This window comes from Candidatus Defluviilinea gracilis (assembly GCA_016716235.1).
In the GTDB taxonomy this organism is placed as follows: Bacteria; Chloroflexota; Anaerolineae; order Anaerolineales; family Villigracilaceae; genus Defluviilinea; species Defluviilinea gracilis.
The window spans coordinates 335,119-360,119 of the sequence record JADJWS010000002.1; the positions used below are offsets into that span (position 1 = coordinate 335,119).

20 protein-coding genes are annotated in these 25,001 nt (G+C 53.1%); 17 read left to right on the forward strand and 3 right to left on the reverse strand.

Annotation, left to right across the window (positions count from 1 at the left end; genetic code table 11):
- On the reverse strand, window positions 1-1,647 hold the full coding sequence (locus tag IPM31_12485) for a ribonuclease J (GenBank protein ID MBK9007800.1): 1,647 nt from the start codon (window positions 1,645-1,647) through the stop codon (window positions 1-3).
- A 726-nt stretch (window positions 1,648-2,373) separates the two neighbouring features.
- Between IPM31_12485 and IPM31_12490 the strand changes: the two genes are divergently transcribed.
- The 9 genes from IPM31_12490 (at window position 2,374) to IPM31_12530 (ending at window position 13,980) form a co-directional block, all read left to right on the forward strand.
- Complete coding sequence (locus IPM31_12490; protein MBK9007801.1) at window positions 2,374-3,915, forward strand: hypothetical protein; 1,542 nt, start codon at window positions 2,374-2,376, stop codon at window positions 3,913-3,915.
- 95 nt (window positions 3,916-4,010) lie between these two features.
- The gene (locus tag IPM31_12495) at window positions 4,011-6,476 is read left to right on the forward strand and encodes an alpha/beta fold hydrolase (protein MBK9007802.1); all 2,466 of its coding nucleotides are present in this window, start codon (window positions 4,011-4,013) and stop codon (window positions 6,474-6,476) included.
- Window positions 6,442-7,290, forward strand: coding sequence for an alpha/beta hydrolase (locus IPM31_12500; GenBank protein MBK9007803.1), 849 nt, complete (start codon window positions 6,442-6,444; stop codon window positions 7,288-7,290). Before IPM31_12495 ends, IPM31_12500 begins: the two co-directional genes overlap by 35 nt.
- A 471-nt stretch (window positions 7,291-7,761) precedes the next feature.
- Window positions 7,762-8,211: a transcriptional repressor NrdR gene (nrdR, locus tag IPM31_12505; GenBank protein ID MBK9007804.1), complete on the forward strand. Its 450-nt coding sequence runs from the start codon at window positions 7,762-7,764 to the stop codon at window positions 8,209-8,211.
- 221 nt (window positions 8,212-8,432) lie between these two features.
- Window positions 8,433-12,377 (forward strand): adenosylcobalamin-dependent ribonucleoside-diphosphate reductase, encoded by a 3,945-nt coding sequence (locus IPM31_12510; GenBank protein ID MBK9007805.1) that lies wholly within the window; start codon window positions 8,433-8,435, stop codon window positions 12,375-12,377.
- 71 nt (window positions 12,378-12,448) lie between these two features.
- Window positions 12,449-12,823, forward strand: coding sequence for a nucleotidyltransferase domain-containing protein (locus IPM31_12515; protein ID MBK9007806.1), 375 nt, complete (start codon window positions 12,449-12,451; stop codon window positions 12,821-12,823).
- On the forward strand, window positions 12,807-13,196 hold the full coding sequence (locus IPM31_12520) for a HEPN domain-containing protein (protein ID MBK9007807.1): 390 nt from the start codon (window positions 12,807-12,809) through the stop codon (window positions 13,194-13,196). The genes IPM31_12515 and IPM31_12520 overlap by 17 nt, the downstream gene beginning before the upstream one ends.
- A gap of 122 nt (window positions 13,197-13,318) precedes the next feature.
- Window positions 13,319-13,570, forward strand: coding sequence for a type II toxin-antitoxin system prevent-host-death family antitoxin (locus tag IPM31_12525; protein ID MBK9007808.1), 252 nt, complete (start codon window positions 13,319-13,321; stop codon window positions 13,568-13,570).
- Entirely contained in the window at window positions 13,570-13,980 is a 411-nt protein-coding gene (locus IPM31_12530) for a type II toxin-antitoxin system VapC family toxin (GenBank protein ID MBK9007809.1), read from the forward strand. The genes IPM31_12525 and IPM31_12530 overlap by 1 nt, the downstream gene beginning before the upstream one ends.
- A gap of 22 nt (window positions 13,981-14,002) precedes the next feature.
- Here IPM31_12530 and IPM31_12535 read toward each other — a convergent pair whose 3' ends face one another.
- Window positions 14,003-15,403: a LysM peptidoglycan-binding domain-containing protein gene (locus IPM31_12535; protein MBK9007810.1), complete on the reverse strand. Its 1,401-nt coding sequence runs from the start codon at window positions 15,401-15,403 to the stop codon at window positions 14,003-14,005.
- A 271-nt stretch (window positions 15,404-15,674) separates the two neighbouring features.
- On the opposite strand from IPM31_12535, the gene IPM31_12540 reads away from it, so the two are divergent.
- The 6 genes from IPM31_12540 to zwf all read left to right on the forward strand — a co-directional run bounded on the left by IPM31_12540 (window position 15,675) and on the right by zwf (window position 21,614).
- Window positions 15,675-16,481, forward strand: coding sequence for an SDR family NAD(P)-dependent oxidoreductase (locus IPM31_12540; protein ID MBK9007811.1), 807 nt, complete (start codon window positions 15,675-15,677; stop codon window positions 16,479-16,481).
- A 123-nt stretch (window positions 16,482-16,604) separates the two neighbouring features.
- Window positions 16,605-16,865, forward strand: a complete 261-nt coding sequence (locus IPM31_12545; GenBank protein MBK9007812.1) for a hypothetical protein — start codon at window positions 16,605-16,607, stop codon at window positions 16,863-16,865.
- A 101-nt stretch (window positions 16,866-16,966) separates the two neighbouring features.
- Window positions 16,967-17,233, forward strand: a complete 267-nt coding sequence (locus IPM31_12550) for a DUF4404 family protein (protein MBK9007813.1) — start codon at window positions 16,967-16,969, stop codon at window positions 17,231-17,233.
- 415 nt (window positions 17,234-17,648) lie between these two features.
- The gene (locus tag IPM31_12555) at window positions 17,649-18,275 is read left to right on the forward strand and encodes an HAD family phosphatase (protein MBK9007814.1); all 627 of its coding nucleotides are present in this window, start codon (window positions 17,649-17,651) and stop codon (window positions 18,273-18,275) included.
- 53 nt (window positions 18,276-18,328) lie between these two features.
- Window positions 18,329-20,062 (forward strand): molybdopterin-dependent oxidoreductase, encoded by a 1,734-nt coding sequence (locus tag IPM31_12560; GenBank protein ID MBK9007815.1) that lies wholly within the window; start codon window positions 18,329-18,331, stop codon window positions 20,060-20,062.
- A 118-nt stretch (window positions 20,063-20,180) separates the two neighbouring features.
- A complete protein-coding gene (gene zwf / locus IPM31_12565) occupies window positions 20,181-21,614 on the forward strand; it encodes a glucose-6-phosphate dehydrogenase (GenBank protein ID MBK9007816.1) in 1,434 nt (477 codons plus the stop codon).
- A 52-nt stretch (window positions 21,615-21,666) separates the two neighbouring features.
- Here zwf and IPM31_12570 read toward each other — a convergent pair whose 3' ends face one another.
- Window positions 21,667-22,404 carry a hypothetical protein gene (locus IPM31_12570; protein ID MBK9007817.1) on the reverse strand — a complete coding sequence of 246 codons (738 nt, stop codon included), beginning with the start codon at window positions 22,402-22,404 and terminating at the stop codon, window positions 21,667-21,669.
- 103 nt (window positions 22,405-22,507) lie between these two features.
- Here IPM31_12570 and IPM31_12575 point away from each other — a divergent pair, with 103 nt between their 5' ends.
- A complete protein-coding gene (locus IPM31_12575) occupies window positions 22,508-23,656 on the forward strand; it encodes a cysteine desulfurase (protein ID MBK9007818.1) in 1,149 nt (382 codons plus the stop codon).
- A 60-nt stretch (window positions 23,657-23,716) separates the two neighbouring features.
- The gene (mnmA, locus tag IPM31_12580) at window positions 23,717-24,802 is read left to right on the forward strand and encodes a tRNA 2-thiouridine(34) synthase MnmA (GenBank protein ID MBK9007819.1); all 1,086 of its coding nucleotides are present in this window, start codon (window positions 23,717-23,719) and stop codon (window positions 24,800-24,802) included.
- The last annotated feature ends 199 nt before the right edge of the window (window positions 24,803-25,001 follow it).

Sequence of the window (25,001 nt, forward strand, 5' to 3'; positions counted from 1 at the left end):
TTAATTCGCTCTACTCAGGGTAACCAACACCATCGGTCTGCGCTTGGTCTCTTCATACAGATACGAGCGCACCGCGTTGGCGATGTCTTTTTCGCTTTCCCAGCCGCCGTTGTTGACCACGTCCATGATGTGTTTGCGGACTTCGGGCAAAAGTTCTTCGGCGTCTTCAGGCGAGACGAAACCGCGCGTGATGATCTCGGGGTCGTGCAAAAGCCGCCCGTTGAGTTTGTCCACGCTGATGTCAATGAGGAAGATGCCGGCGCGCGCGAGTTTTTCGCGTTCGCGCATCACGCCGAAATCAATTTCGCCGACCGAGTCGCCGTCTACGAACACGTAGCCGCCGGGGATGCGTTCGCCGAGCGTGAGTTTTCCACCCGCCAACACAACGATCTGACCATTCTCGACGACCATCACATTTTCTTCTTCCACGCCGACTTCGACCGCGAGTTTTCCGTGTCGTCTGAGGTGACGCAGTTCGCCGTGAATGGGGATGAAGTGCTTCGGTCGAACGAGGCTGATGAGGAGTTTTTGTTCCTCCTGCGAGGCGTGACCCGACACGTGAACCGGCGCAATCGCGTCGTAGATAACTTCCGCGCCTCGATGCATCAGGCGGTTGATCGTGCGGCTGATGGTCTCTTCGTTGCCGGGGATGGGATGCGACGACAGCACAACCGTGTCGCCTTGTTTCAGGTCGAATTGACGGTTCGTTCCGGCGGCGAGCCGTCCCACAATGGACGACGGTTCGCCCTGCGAGCCGGTGCACATGATCGCCACTTTATGATCCTGCATTTTCAATGCCTGATCGATCGGCACGATGATCTCATCGGGGATTTCCAAATAGCCTAATTTGCGGGCGATCTTCACGTTGTCCACCATGCTCGGACCGGCGAAGGTCATCTTGCGTCCGTGTTTGGCGGCGGCGTCTGCCACTTGTTGCACGCGCGAGATGAGCGATGCGAACGTGGCGACGATGACTCGTCCCTGCGCTTCGGCGAACACTTTGTCGAACGCGGGCCCGATCACTTTTTCAGAGGGAGTCCAACCGGGGCGTTCGGCGTTGGTCGAATCCGAAAGCAGTACATCCACGCCGCGTTGCGAAAATTCTGCCAGTTTGGCGTAGTCGGTGGGCCAGCCGTCCACAGGAGTTTGATCGAATTTGAAATCGCTCATGTGCACTACAAGCCCGGCGGGCGTGGTGATGCCCAGCGCCACCGCGTCGGGAATCGAATGGCAGACGTGGAAGAACTCCACTTTGAAGGGTCCGATCTCGATCGAGCCGCCCGCTTCCACTTCATTCAAGTCCGCTTTGGCAGAGGCGTTGTTGCGCGCGAGTTTGCCCTCGATCAAGCCGAGGGTGAGCGGCGTCGCGTAAAGCGGCGCGTTGATGTCATTGAGCAGATGATGGATCGCGCCGATGTGGTCTTCGTGTCCATGCGTGATGACGATACCGATCACGTTGCCCGCCCTGCCGCGCAAATATTCGTAATCGGGGACGATGTAGTCTATCCCGATCATGTCGTTGGAGGGGAACATGATGCCCGCGTCTACGACCAGAATCTTATTCTGGAATTCGTAGGCGGTCATGTTCTTGCCTACTTCCCCGAGACCCCCCAGGGGAATGATCTTCAATTTTCCTTGCTTACTCATACAATATGTTTATCCTTGTTTGTTAAATTTTTTATCCGCCATTGGCGGTAAAGGTCATAAAAAAATGACCCTCGCTGACTTGCTCGCGAGGGATTGTGGATCACATGCGATTGTCTTTTACACAAACTGCCACCCTTGGCAGTGCTACCAGTCAACTTCAATGGCGGGAAGTATAGCAGGGCGGATGGGATTTGTAAAGCGGGGATTCGCGGACACTCGACCACCGCGTCTTTCGCAGGGGAGGGTTGATTCAGTTTTCCCCGGCATTTTCTCCGCTTCAACACCGCCCGACGATCAACCGTCGGGCTATTCATACGAAGCCCCCTCAAGGGGACTCCTGATTCTGAGCGCGATACGTTGCGAGCAAGCATAATGGTATTTCGTAACGACTCTATTCGCCAATTCGTAGTGGCCGCCGACAAAGTACGTGGTGGTTGATCCATTTCTCATGGTTTAGGATGGATTTTACCCGCTTCCCGTCGCCGCCGTGGACTTACCCTGAATTTTCGATTGACATTCACTTTTGCCTCATGTAAACTCCCTGCATGGATATAGACCTCGACCTCTATCGTCACGAAGTCCGCGTTTGGATTAACCTTGCATGGTGGGTGATTGGCAAGAGTTTGTGTAAATCAGCGTTTGTTCTTCACCCTCAAACAGAATCGTTTTCGCATCGGTAAGTACAAGAAGATAGTTTTGTGCGCTACGAGTTCATAAGGAGTGTATATGCGTATCCGAGTAGTAATTTCGGGAATCGTTGGCGGAATGGTCGTATCCCTAGTTTCCATTCTGTTCTCCTCGATCCTCGAAAATCTCGATAGAGGGATCAGAACTGTTCCGACGAGCGAATCTCCATCGTGGATCAATCTTTTCGGAGTTGGCGTACCCTACTTGTTAGTTTTTGTTTGCGGGTGGATCGCGGCGCGCTGGAATTGGAGTCGCACATGGAACGCCGCCTTCCTCTCAGGTGCAGGGAGTGGACTGATTGCTGGCGCATTGTATTTTTATTTCAGCGGAGTGACCTTTAATGCTACAGATAGCCAGATTACATTTCTCGCCCGAGTTGGAACCGGCGCTCACGTTGCCGAATTTGAAACCATATTCACTACCCTTTTTCGTTCCGTTATCGACACCTTGTTGTTTCCAGAAGGTTACGATTCAGTAGAATACTTTAATTCGATCGGCGATATTTCCTTGCTTAGCCAATTTGTTCAGAGCGTATCTTTACCGTCTCAATTTTGTTTTGCTAGCTTGAGTGGCGGGGCTTTTTGTGGCGCGCTCGGTGGTTTGGCATCTGTTTTGGTTGATCGCGATGACGTGTGGGGTAGTTCAGTTCCCGCGTATGACCCATGGTTGTTTCGTCTCTCTGCCTATTTCCTCATTCTGAATGGACTCCTAGTCACATTGATAACCGTTAGTGTCGCCACATTATTAGATGGCGCTATTGTGCAATGGGCAAAAGATGTGAATTGGGGTCTGTCAAAGCCCCCTTCATGGCTTGATATATTTTTTTGGATTCACTTCCTTGTCGTCTCAGCGATTTCAGGAATATTTACAACCTTGACGCCTTCGCTGATGTCTATAGCTTTAGGGCGGGCGGTTGATTTGGTGGAGATCCTTTTCGCCCTTACTTGGGGATGGACATTGCGTGATTGGATACTGGAACGAAAACGTTCGATATTATCTGGGTTGTGGACATTGCTAACTTTGGCTAGCATGTTTTACTGGATCGTAAACGACGCGTTGAGTAAGCCTTCAAATATCCTTGGCGAAATTAATGACTTTGGGGTCTTTGTGCCCTTTCGAGGCGAGATGATTGACGTGTTTCCTTTGTTCCAAATACTAGCACACCTGTTTGTTTTAGGTGTTGCCGTTCTTATCGGCTGGAATATCAAGCGTACGCCCAAAACCGAATGGGCTTCATATCGTTTTGGAGATCGCCTCGGCTATCTCTTGACTTGCGCAATTCTTGGTGGTGTGCAAATGATGACCGGAATCGTTATTTATGCAATCCCGATTATATTAATCATCATCACGGGCGATATGCATTTTAGGGATATGGACGCGAAACTCCTGTCTACCATCCAAGAGCAGATTTTTCTGTTGCGGGATAATCGAATAATGTTTTTACTCATTACCACCGGCGTAATTTTCTCCGTTATTGTGATTAACCTAATACTTGCATTGCTTTTCCTGTGGGTTACTGTTTTTTTTCGAAACCTGTTCAGACCTCGAAAGAGGGTTTCTAGCATTTCGAACTCTGCGTGACATCTCCGAACGGGCATGATGATAAGTTGTGCTACTTAAAGTGCGAGGCCTTTTGCCAAATTGACATACCCTCCCTCCTCATGTAAACTCTCTGTATGGACATTGACCTCGACCTCTATCGTCACGAAGTCCGCGTTTCGACGAATCCGCTGGTGAGGCTATCGGCGATTGACATTTCGCCCGATCATCCCCAGCGGACGTTTGTTTTCATCCACGGGTTTGGGGGACAGGCGAGTCAGTGGCGCAACCAACTGCAAAAATTCGCAGTAGATAACCGCGTTATCGCGCTCGACTTGCGCGGGCACGGACTCTCCGATAAACCAACCAGCGGATACGACATGCCGCAGATCATCGAAGATGTGGAAACCGCGCTGACACTTCTCAATGTAAAAGGGAAGTTTGTTTTAGTGGGACATTCCTTCGGCGGAGCGATAGTCACTGAATATGCGTTGAAAAATCCGAGCCGGGTCGAGCGGTTGATTCTGATCGCCACAGCGGGTCAATACAAGTTGCGGACTTTGTATCGCTCTGTGTTGAGTCTGCCAGTTTCTGTTTTGCGTTGGCTTGCGCCTCTAACTCGATCTTGGCTCCATGCTGCGCCGTACGCGCTCAAACGATTCTACGGGGACAACATGTCGAAGTGGATGGGCTGGGATCGCTTCGCCGCGCTTGAGGTTCCCACGCTGGTGATTCGCGGTCACCGCGACCGGGTGTTCGAGCGTCCATTTTTCGAGAGGGTGCCCGTGTCTATTCCGGGGGCGGAAGATGCCGACATCGGCGTATCAGGTCACATGGTCATGTTAGAGCGGCGCGAGGCGGTGAACCGCGCGATGGAGCGATTCCTCGCCGGCGAAGGTCAGCGTTCGTGGCGGGTATCCAATAGCCGTCCGTTAAAAAACAGTGGGCGCGAGTTGCTGTTGAAGACGCGCCCATGGCTGGAAAATTACGAGCGGGGCGTGCCATACACCGTCAGCGTGCCGAATATCCCGTTGCATCATTTATTGCGCTCGGCGGTGCGGCGTTTTCCGAATCGCCCCGCGATTTATTTTGAGGGGAGTCGTTTATCGTATCGGCGATTGAATCACGAGGCGAATCGTTTCGCTAACGCGTTGCTTTCGCTCGGAGTTGGCAAAGGCGCGCGCGTGGTGTTGTTATTGCCGAACGTGCCGCAAATGGTGATCGGATTTTACGGCGCGATGAAAGCTGGCGCGACGGCAGTGTTGTTGCCGCCGGTGATCGAGCCTGATGAAATTGTGCGGCAGGTAAAAGATTCGGATGCCAGCGTTCTTGTCACACTTTCGATGTGGGCGGGGCTTGCCAAACAGATTCAAGAGGGGAGCGGCGTGCCGCATGTGGTGTTGACCGACCCCGCCGATTATTTGTCCCTGCCGAAGTATTTGATCTCCTCGTGGCGCAATCGCGGTTACGGTTTGCGCAACTCGCTGAGATGGAAAGATTGGCTCGGCGGAAACAGCAACAAATCACCGACAGTTGAAGTCTCGCCGGATGATCTGGCTGTGATCCAGTACACCGGCGGGACGACCGCGCAATCGAAGGGCGTGATGTTGTCGCATCGCAATCTCGTGGCGAACGCCTTGCAGACACGTCACTGGCTTCCCGAAGCGCGCGAAGGCAAAGAACGATTCTTGTGCGTCGTTCCGATCTTTCACAGTTACGGCTTGACCACGGCGATGAATGTGCCGATCAGCGTCGGCGCGGCGATGATCCTCAAAGCGCAATTCCAAGTATTGGATGTGTTGAAAGCCATCAAACGCTACAAGCCGACCATCTTCCCCGGCGTGCCAAACATGTACCGCGCCATCAATAGTTTCCGCGGCGTGCGCAAGTTTGGCATCCAATCCATCAATTATTGCATCAGCGGTTCGGAGCCGTTGCACGTTGAAGTGCAGGAGGCGTTCGAGAAATTGACGAAGAGTCGCCTGGTGGAGGGATACGGCTTGACCGAAACATCGCCGGTGACGCACGCGAATCCGTTGGGAGAAAAACGAAGGGTCGGCACGATCGGCGTTCCGCTTCCATCCACAGAGGCAAAAGTATTGGACCTCTCGCAAAAAAATAAAGAAGTGAAGCAAGGTCACATCGGCGAACTCGCCGTGCGCGGTCCGCAAGTGATGATGGGATATTGGAAAGATACGAAAGCGACGAAAGAAGTTTTAGCCGAGGATGGCTGGTTACTCACCGGCGACATCGCGCAAGTAGACGAAGACGGATACACCCGCATCATCGCGCGCAAAGCAGATATGTGGTACCCGCATCAACACAAGAAACAACCCGCCTTCCCGCGCGACGTGGAAGAAGTGATTTATGAAATCCCGCAAATTAAAGAGGTGGCAGTTACCGCAGTGGCGGGCAATCCGTTTGCGTTCGTCATCGCCGGGCAAGAACGCCCCACGCCGGCGGCGGTGATGGCATATTGCAAACGCAGACTGCCCGCGCATCTCGTTCCGCGTTTTGTGATCTTTATGGATGAATTCCCAAAATCCTATATCGGCAAAGTGTTGCGGCGTGAATTGGCTCGGAGATATGAAAAGCACGCCTGAAATCGAAATCCCTACAACTGCAAATTATGTCCAACAGGGGAGCGGCTCGCCGGTCATTTTGATTCACGGTGTCGCCGCGTCGCTTCACGATTGGGACGAGTTGACTCCCGAACTCGCGCAGAACGGATACGCTTCATACGCGCTCGACCTGCTCGGTCATGGCGACAGCCCCAAACCCGATTCGCGTTCGTATCATGTTGAGTGGCTCTTTGAACATTTTTCAAAATGGATGACGTCGCTTCGACTGACCGAACCCGCGATCCTCGTCGGACATTCACTCGGCGGATTCATCGCGCTGGAGTACGCGCGCCGCTTCCCAACGCGGACGGGCGGCTTGGTCCTCGTTAGTCCGTTTTATTCGCGCCTTCAACTTCCTCTCCTCCTGCGCCGCTCGTACAGCAGTATCGGCTTGCGGAAAATCATCCTCAAGCGGACGCCCGCATGGCTCTTCCGCCTCATCGTGGATGTGACCAGCGTGGCGATGGGTCACAGCACGGGTGCGTTACATTCCCTGCCGGAACATATCCGCGCGCAGACTGCGTTGGATTACACACGCACCGCGCCGGGCGTGTATCACATCCCCAATGAAATTTCCGATAGCGCTGAAACGTTGTCCCATATCAATGTCCCAACCTTGGTTGTGTGGGGCGACCGCGATAAAACGCTCGCGCCAGAATCTTTCCCGAAGTTGGTCGAAGCCATGCCGCGCGCTGTTGGAAAGTCAATCCATGCCGGGCATGTGCCGCATCAATCCAACGCAGAGGAGTTTAATCCGATGGTGTTGGAATTTTTGAAGTCGACTCGATTCTCGTAATGCGACATTTATGTCGCTCTTGCGCAAGAACAGATTAAAACGCGAGATATGGAAATTAACAAATAAATGCCGTAATCGTGTAGTTGGCGTTCTCTAACGCCAACGGGCGCGTAAGACTCCTTTGGCGCGCGCTCTGCATGGATTGCGAGATTATTTTCTCAAAATTCATAATCTCGCGTTACCGAATTAACTGTGCAAGGCGAGTTAATGAAATGGAAGCGCTGAGATCGTCGGTGGGGAAGAGAGTCGAGGAGACTGAAGCAACTCTCCCTGCGAGAAGAAGCGGCGTCGGCATCCGCATTTTGAATCCGCTGATATTTGTCACGATATTTTAAGGTCATGCCTCTTGAATTGAAAAATCGGTTGTGCTAGAATTCGGCATGAAAACAACCAAATGTATGGGGATTGAGAGCCTTTACGCCCATATTTGGCGGCAACAAATGTTCTAAAAATCGGAGAGTTTATTCATTCATGCGGTGCCCATACTGCCAACATCACGACTCTAAAGTGCTAGATACCTCCCATGACAACCACGGAGGCATCCGCCGCCGCCGAGAATGTTTCAAATGCGGACAGCGCTTTAGCACGTACGAGCGTCCCATCCTTGCGACGCCGCTTCTGGTGAAACAGGATGGCACGCGCGAGGAGTTTGATCGCGAAAAACTGGCGCGCGGCGTCCGCATCTCGTGCGCCAAGCGACCCGTCTCCGCCGCCGACATCGAGCGTATGATCGGGCAAGTCGAATCTCAGTTACAGAAAATGGGCAAATCGGAAGTTTCCTCCCGCATTGTTGGCGACCTTGTGATGAAAGGTCTGAAAGAGTTGGATCAGATCGCGTACATCCGTTATGCGATCGTGTATCTCGGGCTGGATGATCTCCAGTCCATTCGCAACGAAATCAATCATTTACTCGAAGGCTAATTTACCGACAACCATCATTCCGCAGTGGGCGGAGTGTCAATGGTTGTCGGATTTTTGTCTCGATTAATTCCGTGCTGAGCGAAGCGACCCTGAGCGAAGCGAAGGGGAGCGCAGTCGAAGCACATGTATCTGGCAAGTCCATCCTTCGACTGCGAACCTCGCAACGAGCGCTCGGTTCTCCGCTCAGGATGGAAATAACTATACTTTGAGGAGAGTGCGTCATGGCTACCAAAGCAGTCACGAAAACCGAGCAAGTCAAAAATGGGTTGCTTCCCACGCCGCCCATGCCGAAGGGGTTGCCCCAGGCGAACCTCACCGACAACGCGCGGCAAGTGTTGATGAAGCGCTACGTCCGCCGCGGGGACGATGGCAAGCCCGCCGAAACGGTCGAGGAGATGTTTTGGCGCGTGGCATATCATGTGGCAAAAGTCGAAGCGCTGTGGGACGCCGACATTCAAGAGCGGACGATCCAGTACTATCATTTATTATCCAGCAAGAAATTTTTTCCGAACTCTCCAACGTTTACAGGCGCGGGGACTCCGCTTGGTCAACTCGCGGCGTGTTTCGTACTTCCGATCACCGATGATATGGGACGTCACTCTGCGGGCATTTTCCAAACTCTGCGCGACGCGGCATTGATCCAACAGACAGGCGGCGGGAACGGATTCTCGTTCTCGCGTCTACGTCCGCATGGCGCGATGGTGCAGACTTCGGCTGGTCAGGCGACGGGACCTGTGGGATTCCTCCGCGTGTACGATCATGCGTTTGGAGAGATTGCGCAGGGCGGTTGTTTATTGCCTGAAACATTGGTGTTCACGAATAAAGGTTTGTTGCGCTTGGATGAGATCGTTGATGAAAATAAAAACGGCTGGCAGGAACATCAACTCACTGTGCCGACAGATGAAGGCGTCAAAGCATCTCCGCGCGGATACAACAATGGAGTAGCCGATGTAATGCGTGTTCACACACGCGAAGGCTTGAGCATCACAGGCACACCGAATCACAAAGTAAAAGTGATGACGGATAACGGTCCCCAATGGAAAGAGATTCAAGATTTAACGAAAGGTGACTGGATCGTCGTCCGCACGGGCGAGCATACAGGCGCGTTGCAATCTTTGAAGAAGCCGACGCAGAAACATGGAAATCAGGTGATGCCCGAACTGCCGTCCATGCTGGATGAAGAATTTGCCTTCTTCTTGGGTTATCTGGCAGGCGATGGATTTGTGGCGCAAGGCGAACAGGATCATCGCGTGGGCGTTAGCGTGGCTCACTCTTCCTACTTGATGGAAGAAATGCCGATGATTCTGGAGCGGCTGTTCAACGTCAATGTTCACCGAATGCAGAAGCCGAATGACAAGTCGGTTACGTTTGTGATGGACAATCGCGCCCTCAAAGACTTCTTGTTGATGAATGGACTCGGCAAGCAAACAAGCCGTAACGTGTCTGTCCCGCGTTTGATTCGTCAATCTCCTGCGAACATCGTCGGCGCGTACTTGCGCGGACTGTTCGAAGCGGATGGCACATTGGTACACGGCTATCCTTCATTGACAACCTCCTCGGCGCGACTGACGCGAGAAGTGTCCACGTTGTTGATCGGTCTCGGTTGCCCTGTGGGCATCCGCACAGTTTCTGCTGGCTTGGATCGTTGGGGCGATTCCGAAACGCATCAAGTAAAGATCGTCTCGACGGTTGGCTTGCAGGCATGGCGCGAAAAGATCGGGTGCGACCAGCGCTCACGATTTGTCTCTGCCTACGCATGGGAGAGCGACCAACGGCGCGAGAGTTCGTATGTGTTGCCTAACCCCGCTTATTGGTTGCAACCCGTTTTGGATTCGATCACACTCGAACAGATTGACGCCAAAGGACGCGGCAGGAATATCAACTTCCGAAGCACCGAGCCGCGCTTGCGCCGCCAGTTGTTACGATACATGCGCGATGAACGAAACCTGACCCGCTCGGGCTACGATTTGCTCAAGACCGAATATTTCGATGTGTTTGAGAACGCGCCTTCTGCGGATAATTTCTGGTTTGTGGAAGTTGGCGGAGTCGAATCGGCGGGCAAGTCGCTGACGCTTGACCTTGAAGTGAATGACAACCACACCTATCTTGCTTATGGCATGGTAACTCACAACACGCGTCGCGGCGCGAACATGGCGGTCCTGCGCGTGGATCATCCCGATGTGGAAGATTTCATCACCTGCAAGATCAACGAAAATCAAATTACAAACTTCAACATCTCGGTCGGCATCACGGACGCGTTCATGCGCGCGATGAAGAACGATGAGGAATGGGAGTTGCGATTCCCTGATTTGAAAGAGATGAAGCAAAAAGGATTCAGCGGTACGCTCGAACAAGCCGAAACCGCGGGGATCACGATCCACACGTATAAAAAAGTGAAAGCGCGCGAGCTGTTCGATAAGATCGTCAAGCAGGCGCATCACAACGGCGAGCCTGGCGTGTTGTTCCTCGACGCGGCGAATCGGAGCAATCCCGTTCCGCATTTGTATCCGCTGGAGGCGACAAACCCCTGCGGTGAGCAATGGCTTGGACCTTACGAGAACTGCTGTCTCGGTTCCGTGAATCTCAATGAGCACTGCGGACCCGATGGAACAGTTGATTGGGAATTGTTGCGCGAGAGTGTTGTGACTGCCACGCGTTTCCTCGATGATGTCGTCGAAGCGAATGCGTATGTGCCTGCTGTTCCGCAATTGACAGAAGCCGCGCACAAGGCGCGTCGCATCGGGCTTGGCATCATGGGTCTCGCGGACTTGATGTATCACGTCGGCGTGCGATACGGATCGAAGGAGGGGCAGGAGTTCGGCGCGCAGGTGATGGAGTTCGTCCGTTATCACGCGATGGTCACGAGCGTCGAGTTGGCGAAAGAGCGCGGCGCGTTCCCTGCCATCGAAGGAAGCATCTACGACAAGAAAGATATGAAGTGGGCTCCGCCGAAGAGTTTGGTCAACTATCAGAATAACTGGAACAAGCCGCCCGTCGAGTGGGACGCGGTGGTGGATGGAATCCGCAAACATGGAATCAGAAATGCCGCGCAGACCACCGTCGCTCCAACAGGCACGATCGCAACCGTCGCGGGATGTGAAGGTTATGGCTGTGAACCCGTCTTCGCGCTCGCGTATATTCGTCATGTCAATGATAACGGCAAAGATCTGAAACTCGCGTATGCCAGCCCGCGCTTCGATGAGGCGTTGAAAAAATTGGGGCTCGGCGAAGAGAAGCGGCAGGAGATCGTCGAGCAGGTGATGCGCGAAGGCACGTGCCAGCACATCAAAGAAATTCCGCAAAGCGTGCGCGATACGTTCGTTGTGTCGGCGGACATCACTGCCGATGAACATGTGCGCATGCAAGGCGCGTTGCAAGCGTTCGTGGATAATTCGCTGTCGAAAACCGTGAACTTCCCCGAGGGCGCAACCGAAGCGGATATTGCCACCGCGTACATGCTCGCGTGGGATCTCGGATGCAAAGGCATCACGGTGTATGTGACGGGCTCGCGCGATAAAGTGGTGTTGGAGACGAACGCCACTGCGGATAAAAAGACGCCTCAATCCCAGCCGACAGTTGATTCTGTTTCGAAACCCGAACTCGCCCCGACGTTTTCTCACGACCCGAAGAAACCGCGTCCCCGCGCGTTGACGGGAAAAACGTACAACGTCGAGACTCCCGTCGGCAAGGCGTTCATCACCATCAACGAAAACGGAGGCGAGCAACCGTTCGAGGCATTCATCAACACCGCGAAGGCTGGCTCTGAAACTGCCGCCGTCTCCGAAGCGATCGGCAGACTCATTTCGTACATCCTGCGAATGACCTCAACAGTGAAACCAACAGACCGAATGCGCGAGATCGTGCGTCAACTCATCGGCATCGGCGGCGGTCGCTCGCTGGGATTCGGTCCCAACCGCGTGCGGTCACTGCCCGATGGGATCGGTCAAGTGCTCGACACGTACCTGCGCGAAAAAGACGGATTGAAAACCGACTTGGATGAAAAGAAATCGAACGGCAACGGCGGTCACACGATTGAGGAAGAAGTTAGCGCAGCACAAGCGCCCAAAATGAAGATCGGCGACCTGTGCCCCGAGTGCGGAGAAGCGGCCGTGGTGAATGAGGAGGGTTGCAGGAAGTGTTATGCGTGTGGGTTTAGTGAGTGTTAATGTTGTATGAAATGTTCCGCCCGCAGTTTAACTGCTGGCGGAACAGATAAAGCGGATGGTAAAATGAAATTATGAATCGGACAATGACCTCCGTCAAAACGAAAATTCGCCCGGTTGGGTTTCCGCCTGTGGCAAGCACGTTGCCGCTGGCAATTCAACGGATTGTTTCCGAACTCAAACCAGAAAAGATCATTCTGTTCGGTTCGTATGCGTATGGGAATCCTACACCGGACAGTGACGTGGACTTACTGGTCATTATGAACACGAAGGAGAAAGATGTTGACCGGTATGTGGCTGTCTCGAACTTGCTTTATCCGCGCCAGTTCCCGGTGGACATTCTGGTCAAGACGCCGAAAGAAATCGAAACGGAAAAGAAGAAGCGGGGAAATTTTTTCCTGCGCGAGATTTTGACCAAGGGGAAGGTATTGTATGAGCGACGCGGATGACGCCCTGGAATGGGTGAAGTACGCCGAAGAAGATTTGATTCTGGCGAAAAGCGCGCTGAGGCGGAGCAAGCCGCTTACCATGGGCTCTTGCTTTCACAGCCAGCAATGCGCGGAGAAGTATCTCAAAGCGATTCTGGTTTCAAAAGATGCTGAATTTCCGAAGACGCACGACTTGTTGATCCTTGATGGGCTTTGCAAGGCGGCAGGTATTCTCACAGGATTTACCAAAGAAGATTTGGGCAGGTTGTCGGGATATGCAGTGCGGACTCGATACCCGGGAAACCAGCCTGTTCCAAAAGAGGCAAGAGAGGCGCTTGAGATTGCGATGCAAATTCGCCGTTTTGCTCGGGCTTTCCTTGGGTTGAAGAGATGAAGATCGGCGACCTGTGTCCAGAGTGCGGGGAAGCCGCAGTTGTGAATGCGGACGAGGAGACTCGTCCGCTTTTTGTTATGCTATAATGTATCCACAATTGTAGGCACAGACAGGAGATTAAAATGGTCACTGTTGGAATTCGAGAACTGAAACAGCAAGCCAGCGAACTTGTCCGTGTGGTGCGTGAGACAGGGAAAGAAGTGCAGATCACGTATCATGGGGAAGTGGTCGCGTTGTTGATCCCCGTCAAGAGCAAACGAAAAAAAGATGACGCGAAGGCTTGGGCGAAGCTCGACCATCTTGCCGCGGAAATCGGCGCGCGCTGGCCCAAGGGCGTCTCTGCCGCGCGTGCGGTATCTGAGTCGCGGCGATAATGTTTATCGTCCTAGATGCCAGCGTTTGGGTGGCTCGGCTGGTCTCTGAAGATGTTTTCTATGAGCCTGTGAAGAAGTGGATGTCTGAACGCATCGAAGCGGAAGATCAGTTCCTTGCGCCGTCGCTTCTTCTGGCTGAGGTCGGTGGCGCGATCAGTCGTCGCACATCCTCATCATTAGGATTGGAAGCGGTTGGGCAATTACAGAACCTATCAAGTTTACAGTTGATTGAAATGGAACATTCCCTGATACAGGAAGCGGCTCGACTCGCGGCGGATTTGGGTCTGCGCGGAGCCGATTCTGTTTATGTGGCAGTCGCGGCGCGGTTAGGTGTTCCGCTGGCGACACTGGATACAGAGCAAAGAGAAAAATCTGTTTATCAAATCACATTGTTGGATATCCCCTCATGATGCTTGTTACTTTGTAACGACCTTAATTCTTCCGCCCAAACCTCCACCACAACAACCCGCCGACCAAAATAATTCCCAAAACCAAAACAATACCCAACCCAGAACCGCCCGTGGATTCTTCAACAGGGACAACTTCTGTCGCCGCGATCTCGGTAGGCGGCGCCGATGTCACGGACGGACTCGGCGCCAACGTAACCGTCGCTGGCGCGAGTGTGGATGTCGCTGTCGCAGGCGGCGTGACGCGCAACAGCAATTTCTGATTCGGGATGATGACCGATGCCGCGCCGAGTTCGTTCCAGTTCATCAAGTCTGCGAGCGGCACGTCGTATAAGTTTGCGATGCCCGAAAGCGTTTCTCCGCTTTGCACAACGTGATAATAATTACCGCTCGCGTCTGGCGTGAGTTTTTGGATCGCGCTCAACGTGGGGCTTGGCGTCACATTGCCTGGCGAGATCACAAGTTTCTGCTCGATCTGCAGGGGCACATCCGCTTGAAGACCGTTCAACTGCAAGATGCGATCTACTGAAACGCGATACGCCTCGCCGATGGTAAACAGCGACTGATACGGCTGAACCACGTGGACGATCTTTCCGTCCGCGTCGGGAGTTTGCGTTACCACCATCCCGCGCGGAGTCGGCGTGGCGAATCCCGCCGTGTTTTTGTTCGGAATGAACAATCGTTGACCCGATTGCAAAGGCGTGTCGCGCGTGATGTTATTCCACGTTTCGATATCTTGAATGGTCACTTGATACGCGACCGCGATTGCCCAGAACGATTGTCCCGCCTGCACCACGTGAAAAATTTTCCCGTCCGCATCAGGCGTGGCGATCTTTACGGGGAGGATCAATTGCGAGACAGGATTCGGAACCGTGCTTGTTCCTGGAGTCCCGCCCGATGGGGAGGAGGAAGTTGTACTCCCACATGCCTGCCCCGAAACATACGCGGCTTGCAGAATGAAATACGTTTTGCCATTGACTGTCGCAACCCCCGCGCCGACATGACAATACTCAGGCGTGACGGCTGGTCGCATATGATCGGGGTCTGCCCAAACTGCCATGATCTCGTCAATGCCCATGCCGCCGTTCCAGCTCACGGCGAAATTTTCAGTCGCCCAGACTGTCCCGCCTCCGCCGTATCCCGCCGCCGCGATTCGTCCGCGCACATCGCCGATATGCCACGACATATTATTTGCCGCCATCGTCTGCGCCGTAGATTGGGCGACCGCATTGATGATCGGGTCTTCGATGAGCGCGGGTAGTCCGTATGAAACGCGCAAGGTGTTCATCGCGAGAATTAATTCAAACGCGCTGACTTGGGCGGCAGGCGCGTGAATCGCATTCGCGCGAACGGTGTGAGGGGGAGTGAAAATTCCCACGCCAAGCGCGAGGAGAATGATACGAGTGAGTAAGCGGTTAAAACGCATGCGATGATTATAATTCTGACTCGTTGGCGCCTGTATTTTCCAAATAAGATAAAAATAAGTGACTTTCGCAGGATAAAAGTCACTAAGCAGTAACGGAGGACATGGTATCCTAATTTTAGGTACAGAACTTACGTAGTTGGCGGGCAGTTGTACTGCCGCCGCCGCAGTGCAACTACGGCGCAACAGGTTCACCTGCGTAAGTTCCAAGGTAGTTGAGTCAAATCAAAACTGCGAGATGTAATCTCGTTGTCAACATAAAGGAGTGAACATCATGAAGGTGCAAAACAAAGTGATCGTTGTGACCGGAGCAGGCAGCGGCATGGGACGCGAGATCGTCTTGAACCTGCTTTCCAAAGGCGCGAGCGTGGCGGCTCTAGATATGAACGAGAAAACCTTGCAGGAAACAGCGAATCTTGCGGGTGACAAAAAAGAGAAACTGGCTGTATTCGTTTTGAATGTCACAGAGAAAGAGGCTGTGGAAGCGCTTCCCGACAAAGTGATCGCCCGCTTCGGCGCGGTAGACGGCATTATCAATAACGCCGGCATCATCCAGCCCTTCGTCCGCTTGAACGACCTGAAATTCGAAGCCATCGAGCGCGTGCTGGATGTGAACTTATATGGAACGTTGTACATGGTAAAAGCGTTCCTGCCGCATTTGCTCAAACGTCCCGTCGCGCATGTTGCGAACGTTTCCAGCATGGGCGGTTTCCTCCCGGTGCCCGGTCAAACTGTCTACGGCGCAAGCAAGGCGGCGGTCAAACTCCTGACCGAGGGCTTGTACGCCGAACTCCTGAACAGCAATGTCAAAGTGACGTTGGTCTATCCCGGCGCGATTGCCACGAACATCACCACCAACTCAGGCGTTTCGATTGCCGCCTCAACCGACACTAAGTCTTCTTCTTTCAAAGCCTTGCCCGCCGACAAAGCCGCGGAGATCATTGTGGATGCCATCGAAAAGGATCGCTACAGTGTGCTGGTCGGTTCGGATGCCAAGTTTATGGACTTTATCTACCGCTTGAATCCGAAAGGCGCGGCGGGCTTCATCTATAAACAAATGAAATCGCTGTTGCCCGCCTAGCCGCTCGAGTTCGCGTACTGAATCCGACAGCCTCTCACCTCGCCATGAGAGGCTGTTCTTATCGAGTATGAATCCTTATAATGCGATGGACTTCGACTATCAAGTGAAAGAGGAACCCCAACCATGCCCAAACTCATTCCCGCGCCGGAACGCCTCCTCCGCGCCCGCAAGCTGATTCAGCAGGCGCGAGATTTGCCCGTCCCTTCGACCGGGCTCGGCAAATCCGATTTCTCCTACATCGCCGAGGTCAAAGACTTGTTTCGTCAGGCAAAAGATATGGTGAAATTCATCCCTCAAACCGCAGGGGTTTCAGCCGAAATGAAAGAGGAAGTGAAAAAGGTTTACGAAGAAGTCGAGCAAGCCAATCGCGACATCTTGTATTGATGGCAAGGTAGGCGTACAATCGAAATACAAAAGCGTAGTAACGACTTTAGTCGTTTGGTTGTATATGACTGAAGCCGCTACTACAAGAACCGCGAGGCAACATGGCAGATAAAAAACTCACCAAACTACTCGAAGAATTGCACACCACCCTCGACGCCACCGAAGCCGTGGACGAAAAAGGACGCGAACTTCTGCGCGCGCTCAACGAAGACATCAAGGAACTTCTCGAACGCTCCGGGGATGCCGACGCTGACGACTCAGTTCTCGGGCGGATGCGGGAAACGATGAGTTACTTCGAGCGCACCCATCCCGAGATGGCTTCGGCGCTATCCAATTTGCTGACCACGCTCAGCAACGCGGGAATATGATTGACTTAAAAGCCCCTTCGTCTAAAAACGGCGAAGGGGTTTTTATTGACAGGCTCAGGACAATATCTGCGGACTGATTACCTTACGCAATGGCTTTGGGACGCAGACCGCGAAGCGCGCTGGTTTTCGCTGATTCAGAAAGAAAAATCTGCGTTTTCAGCGTAAATTAGGGTCCCGATTTTGAATATAAGGTAATCAAACCTGCGGAATATTCTGCGGAAGGCGAGTTACCGCTCGCCCGCCCCATTCGCGTTAAACTTTCCTGGCTTTACAAAAGCCATGGAAGAGTGTGTGATCGCGGCGATTCCCAGAAACCCTGAAAATTCCAATCGTCTGCTTTGGGTGTATACTTTTCAAAGCGAAGAGAAACTATGATGACAGAAAAAATTGCGCCACAAGATGAATGGGGAAGCGTATGACCCTGCCTCTGGTCATCACAACGTTATTTCTGGATATCGGCGGCGTTCTACTGACAAACGGCTGGGACCGCAAAGCGCGAGTCCGAGCGGCGGAAAAATTCGGTTTGGACTATGACGAGACGGACGAACGTCATCACCTGACCTTCGATACATATGAGGAGGGCAAACTCAGCCTCGATGAATATTTGAACCGGGTGGTGTTTTACGAAAAACGCCCCTTCTCGCGGGAAGAGTTCAAGAGTTTCATGTACGCGCAATCACAGCCTTTTCCAGAGATGATCGAACTGATGAAGAGCCTCAAACGGCAATATCACCTTCGAATCGCTGTTGTCAGTAATGAAGGGCGCGAACTCACCACGTACCGGGTACGGCAATTTCAATTGAACACATTCATAGATTTCTTCGTTTCATCCTGCTTTGTCCATTATCGCAAGCCGGATGCCGATATCTACCGCATGGCGTTGGATATTGCGCAGGCGAGTCCGGAACAGGTAATTTATGTTGATGATCGTCCTTTGTTTGTAGAAGTTGCCCAGGGACTTGGGATTCGCGGCGTCATCCATAAAGAATACAAAACCACACAGAAAGCAATGGAGGGATTTGGGCTGTCACTGACACGTTGATGTTTCGCGCGCCGGTCGGAAGTCGGGGGCGTCCATTGTGATTGGAGCAAAATATGAAAAGCACGCAAGCAAGTCAAATGTTAAAGTCCGCCATCGAGTCGAATTTGAGCGGCGCGGAGGACAGTGTCAGACTGGGGCATTGGATGCCGTATCACGCCGGCATCGTGCCGCAAGTCCGCATCGGCAAACGCTGGTTCAGCGTGTTATGGGCAATCCCCATCGCCTTTGCGGCGTTCCTCTTTGCTGTTGCCATCGCCCAGCAACTACGAACGCTTCCAGCCGTGCAAGAGTTCATCCTCCGTTACCCGGGAGACGCGTCTCCGATTTCGGTCACATCGGGCTTTCCGTTGTGGCTTCGATTGCAACATCTATTCAACGCGTTCTTCATGTTGTTTATCATCCGCGCCGGTATTCAAATCCTTGCGGATTTTCCGCGCCTGTTTCTTCGGCGAAATTGCACACCGGGAGAAGAATGGTTTCGTTTTCAGCGCGATGTTCCGACAGACCGTCTCTGGACTTCGAAAGACGATTCGGTGACGATACCGGGCTGGCTCGGCGTCCCCGGCGTTCGTCACTCAGTTGGGCTTGCCCGCTGGTGGCATTTCACCTTCGATCTGTTATGGGTACTGAATGGCTTGCTCTATTACGTTTTACTTTTTGCCACAGACCAGTGGCAACGAGTGACGCCAACTAGTTGGACAGTATTTCCAAACGCGCTCTCGACCATGATCCAGTACTTGTCGTTAAATTTTCCCGTCGAGCATACATGGACGGTGTACAACGGCTTACAGCAATTGACCTATTTCATCACCATCTTCGTCGCCGCGCCTCTGGCATTCATCACCGGTGTGATGCAAGGACCTGCGTTCTCGAACAGGTTGGGCGGCTTTGCAAAATTCTTGAACCGCCAACTCGCCCGCACGATCCATTTCGCCGTGCTGACCTGGTTTCTCTTCTTCATCTTTACGCACACTACTCTCGTGTTTATCACAGGCTTGCGCAAAAACCTGAACTACATGTTTGCCGGCGTCAATGACAGTTCGTGGGCAGGTGTGCTGATTTATATTCCAGTGATGCTCCTGCTGATCGCCGTCTGGCTCGCGCTAACGCCTCTTACGATCAAGTATGCTCGCGTGGTTCAGATGACCGGCGAGAGATTCGTGGGATACATCAAATCCTGGGCTGAACTTTGGGATCCGCATACCCAGTATAGCGAAAAAGACATCTCACCGTATTTTTGGGTCAATGGAACCTTGCCTGTCTCCGAGGAATACAACCGGCTCAAGGAAGGCGGGTTTGCCGATTACAAGATCGCCATTGGCGGGCTGGTGGAAAAACCGCAAGAACTTTCGTACGCGGAACTCAAAGCAATGCCAAAGCAGGAACAGATCACCAAACATTTCTGCATTCAGGGCTGGTCAGGCGTCGCAAAGTGGGGAGGCGTTCCCGTGCGAGACATCCTGAAGCTTGTCAAGCCGAGGCCTGAGGCTCGTTATGTGGTCTTTTACTCGTTCGCAGAAGGAGCGGACGGAGGTATCTATTATGACGTTCATTCCCTTCGCAATATGCGTCATAAATTATCGCTCCTCGCCTACGAAATGAACGGTGAAACGCTCAATTTTCTTCATGGGGCTCCGCTTCGCCTGCGCTGTGAAAATCAGCTGGGTTTCAAGATGGTCAAGTGGATACGGGCGATCGAGCTGGTGAGTGATTTCAAACATCTCGGCGCGGGGCATGGCGGCTATAATGAAGATCATGAATTTTACGGGTACCGGATGCCGATCTAAAAACTGATGTTGCGCTGGCTGACCCCAGAGTCGCGGAGAAAAAAATAAACAAAGGAATTCTCTCAGCCTCTCTGTGACTCTGTGGCAAATTTTATATGGTGAGTTAACAAGTGAAACTATGACAACAAATCGCAAACAAACAGTCCGCTCCGATGCGCTGGCGCTCTTTGGCATGACCGGCGACCTCGCGTACAAGATGATCATCCCCGCGCTGTATGCGCTGGTCAAGCGAGGCGTTCTCACGATTCCAATTGTCGGCATTGCCCTTGAAAAATGGGATATGGCGCAATTGCGCGCGCGCGTAAAAGACAGCCTTCAGCGTAGCGGAGGCATAGACGACAAAAAGGCATTCGATAAACTCCTTTCCCTTCTTCGGTATGTCAGCGGAGACTACGCTCATCCGGAGACCTTTACAGCCATCAAAAAAGCCTTGGACGGCGCTCAGAGACCGGCTCACTATCTTGCCATCCCGCCGTTTCTCTTTGAAAATGTTATCCAGGGGTTGGGGTCTGCCGGCTTAGCCAAAGACGCGCGCGTGATTGTCGAAAAACCGTTTGGGCGCGATCTCGCTTCGGCGCGCGAACTCAACCGCGTGGCGCATGCCGTCTTCCCGGAAGATGCGATCTTTCGCATTGATCACTACCTCGGCAAGGAAGCGATCATGAACATCCTCTATTTCCGATTCGCCAATTCGTTTCTCGAGCCGATCTGGAACCACAACTATATTTCCAGCGTGCAGATTACATTGGCGGAGGATTTCGGCGTCAAAACACGCGGCGCATTTTACGACACTGTGGGTTGCCTGCGCGACGTGATTCAGAACCATCTCTTTCAAATTGTTGCCCTGCTGGCGATGGAGCCGCCGACGCGTCAAGACCCCGACGCGGTGCAAACAGAAAAGGTCAAGGTTTTTCGCGCGATGCGTCCGCTCGCGCCCGGCGATTTGATCCGTGGTCAGTACACCGGCTATCGGAACGAACCGGGTGTGGCAAAAAAATCGGATGTGGAAACTTTTTGTGCCCTGCGGCTCTTCATTGATTCGTGGCGTTGGGAAGGGGTGCCGTGGTATCTGCGGTCAGGCAAAAATCTGGCGCGAAGCGTAAACGAGGTGATGGTCGAACTAAAGCCGCCGCCGCAAAAACTGTTCGAGGATTCACCGGCAGGCGCCGGGCAGACAAACTATCTGCGCTTTCAACTTGCTCCACATTCCAGCATTGGGCTGGCGGCGCGGGTGAAGCAAAAGGGTAAAAAATTCATCGGCGATCAAAAAGAACTCTTTGTCATCGAAGAGGAGCCGGGCGAGCAGTCGCCGTACGAAAGGCTTTTAGGAGACGCCATTGCGGGTGATCGCACGCTCTTCACGCGCGAGGATGCGTCGGAGGCGGCTTGGGCTGTGGTTAATCCGGTGCTCAAGAAACACCCTCCCTCGCTTCTCTATCGACGGGGTAGCTGGGGACCCAAAGCGGCAAATGCGCTGATTGCAAAAGACGGTAGTCGTTGGCATAACCCGCCATTAGAGTTGAAAAAGGCTGGGCGATCGCGTTCGGCATAGCGCAACTTGATATGAAAAATCCTTCGCCGTGATTGACGAAGGATTTTTAGTTTTACGGGGAGGATGGAGGACTTGTCGTTCCATCCGCTGTAACGGTGACGGCGGGCGTGATTGTCGCGGTTGCAGTGACGGTTGCTGTCGATCCCGAGCCCGTCGTTGCTGTGCCTGTTACCGCGCTACCGCCGACAACGATCTGCACATACACCTCATCGCCGAAGAACTGTCCGCCTGCGGTTTGCATGCGCCAGTTGCCGCGTAATTTTCCCGTTTTCGCAGGCGCGATCATCGCCACTGAAATATCCAGCGTCGCATTAGGTGGAACCGCCGACGGGAGCGTGAATGTCACGCCGCTCATCTGCTCTCCGCCGACAAACACGAATTTGAATCCCGCGTCCCATGCGCACGTGCCGGAATTAAGTACCTTCCATGTCTTCGTAAAATTCTGTCCGGGAGTCACCGCCGTATCGTCAGGGATTGACACATCGTTGGCAAACGTCATCCGATAGCACGAGTTCACGCCGCCGCTTGTTGTCGCGGATGCAAGCGGTAGCGCGCCTCCCGTGCTGGTGACAAACGGTTCGAACGTAGCCGACGCGGTCAAAGTGGGGAAGGGAGTCTCCGAGGGTGCGGCAAGCGCGGTCTGCGTAAGAGCCGCTGAGAAAGTCTCGATGGCGAGCGCTTGGATTTCATCCACGCTGAGTGTGTTTGTCGGCGTGGCTTCCGCTTCTCCTCCGCCGCACGATGCGATTAGCAACGCGCATAATCCTACAACGATCAATTGTTTTTTCATTATTCTCCTTTCAGCGAGCCGCAATTTTACTTGCTTTCGCCCGACAGTTAACGGACGATTGCCCTACGAAGTTCCTATTCTCATCATGCTATAATCTGCCGCGATGATTTACTTGGATTATTCCGCAACAACGCCTGTGGATTCTCGCGTCGTGGACGCGATGACTCCCTTCTTCAACGCTTCTTTCGGGAACCCTTCGTCTGTTCACCGCTTCGGACAGATCGCCGAATCTGCGATCGATTCGTCGCGCGAATCGGTTGCGCGTGTGTTGAATTGCAAGCCCGATGAGATTGTTTTCACCTCCTGCGGCTCCGAATCGGACAACCTTGCGATTCGCGGCGCGGCATACGCGATGCGCGAAAAGACCGGCGCAAAATGGATTCTCGCCTCGCGCGCCGAACATCCCGCAGTGACGAAGACTCTTGAGCATCTTGGGAAATACGATGGCTTTCTCATCGAATGGCTCGATGTGGATGAGCGCGGCATGGTCACGCCAGAGACTGTTGCAAAAACGATCTGCGGAGACACCGCAATTGTCTCTGTGATGTATGCGAACAACGAGATCGGTACGATTAACCCAATTAAAGAAATTGCCGAAATATGCCGCGCAAATAATATTTTGTTCCACACGGACGCGGTGCAAGCCGCCGCGTATCTGCCAGTGGACGTGAACGAACTCGGCGTGGATATGATGTCGCTCGGCGCGCACAAATTTTACGGACCGAAAGGCGTCGGCGCGTTATACGTCCGCAAAGGGACGCCGCTCGTTCCGCATCTTACCGGCGGAGGGCAGGAGTTCAACCTCCGCGCGGGAACTCAAAACGTGCCATACATCGTCGGCTTTGCAGAGGCGTTACGGCTGACTCACGAAGAGCGCGAACAACGTGTAGCGCACGTCCAGCCATTGCGCGATAGAATCATCGGCGCGGTTTTAGAATCAATTCCTGATTCTCAACTCACTGGTGATATGCAGTCGCGTTTGCCTCACCACGCAAGTTTCGTCTTCAAAGATGTAGATGGAAATTTATTGCTCACGCTGTTAGATTCGGCAGGATTCGCCTGCTCGTCTGGCTCTGCCTGCAAGACTGGCAACCCCGATCCCAGCGAAGTGATGAACGCGATCGGTTTGTCACGCGAGTGGGGACTTGGATCGTTGCGCGTGACTCTCGGAAAAGATTCTCTGCCTGAGCATGTCGAATCGTTTTTAACCGCTTTGCCTACCTTGGTTGAAAAAGCGCGCCGATTGAAATAATTTCATGCTTAATCGTTTACATATTTACCTGTCTACGTGTCTACTTGTTCACCCCCGCCCATGACAAAAGCCGTCGTTGCCATGTCTGGAGGAGTGGACTCCTCCGTTGCCGCCGCCTTGCTCAAAGAGCAGGGCTATGAGGTTATCGGCATGATGCTCCGTTTGTGGAGCGAGCCTGGCAAGGAAGAGTCGAATCGCTGTTGCACGCCCGACTCGATGGCGCAAGCGCGGCGCGTGGCGGCACTATTGGATATTCCATTTTATGTGATCGATGCGAAAGATGTCTTCCGCGAAACCGTTGTGGAATATTTCCTCGAGGGGTACGCGCGCGGCGAGACACCGAATCCATGCCTGGTCTGCAACCGCAAGATCCGCTGGACGTTTTTGCTCGATCACGCGCTTGCTCTCGGAGCGGATTTTATGGCGACGGGACATTATGCGAGAGCGAGGAAAGTGGAAAGCGATGTCCTGAGCCTGTCGAAGGGTGGAAAGGTGGAATTACTTCGAGCCGTTGATCGAAACAAGGATCAATCCTATGTTCTGCATGTGTTGGATCAGGAAAAGTTGAAGCACGCATTGTTCCCTGTCGGTGAATATACCAAGCCGGAGATTCGACAGATTGCTGAAAAGCACGGACTGCCAACCGCCTCGCGAAAAGACTCGCAGGATCTGTGTTTTCTCGCGGGCGAGGATTATCGCAACTTCCTGCAACGCAACGCGGCGGATATGCTCAAATCTGGCGAGATCGTCACGCGTGAAGGTGTAGCGATTGGCTCGCACAACGGACTTGCGAACTACACCATTGGTCAACGCAAAGGGTTAGGAGTCGCGTCACCCGTTCCGCTGTACGTCATTACGAAGGACGCAGTACGCAATACGTTAATCGTTGGCACGCAAGATGAACTTGGTTCGATAGAATTGACTGCGCGCGATGTCAATTGGACTTCGGGCGAAATACCGCGTGAGCCGTTCCGCGCGGAGGTGAAGATTCGCTACACTGCGAAAGAGGCTGAGGCGTGGGTCAAGCCAAATGGGGAGGAACAGGTACAAGTCACGTTTGACGCGCCGCAACGTGACATCACAGCAGGTCAGGCGGCAGTCTTCTATCAAGATGATGTAGTCATTGGCGGCGGGATTATCCTCTAATTTCCTGCGCGTAGCCAATTTGGTTGATTGAGTATTGAGTCAAGGATTTGAAATTTTTCAAATGATCCTCGTAACGCGACATTCATGTCGCCCTTGTGTTTGTACAACCTTATTTACGAGACGGCAAATCATCACACATTGCAATCTTTGAGTCACCCAGAGGACGTCGCGTTCTTGCCAATCAAAGTAAAATAAATAA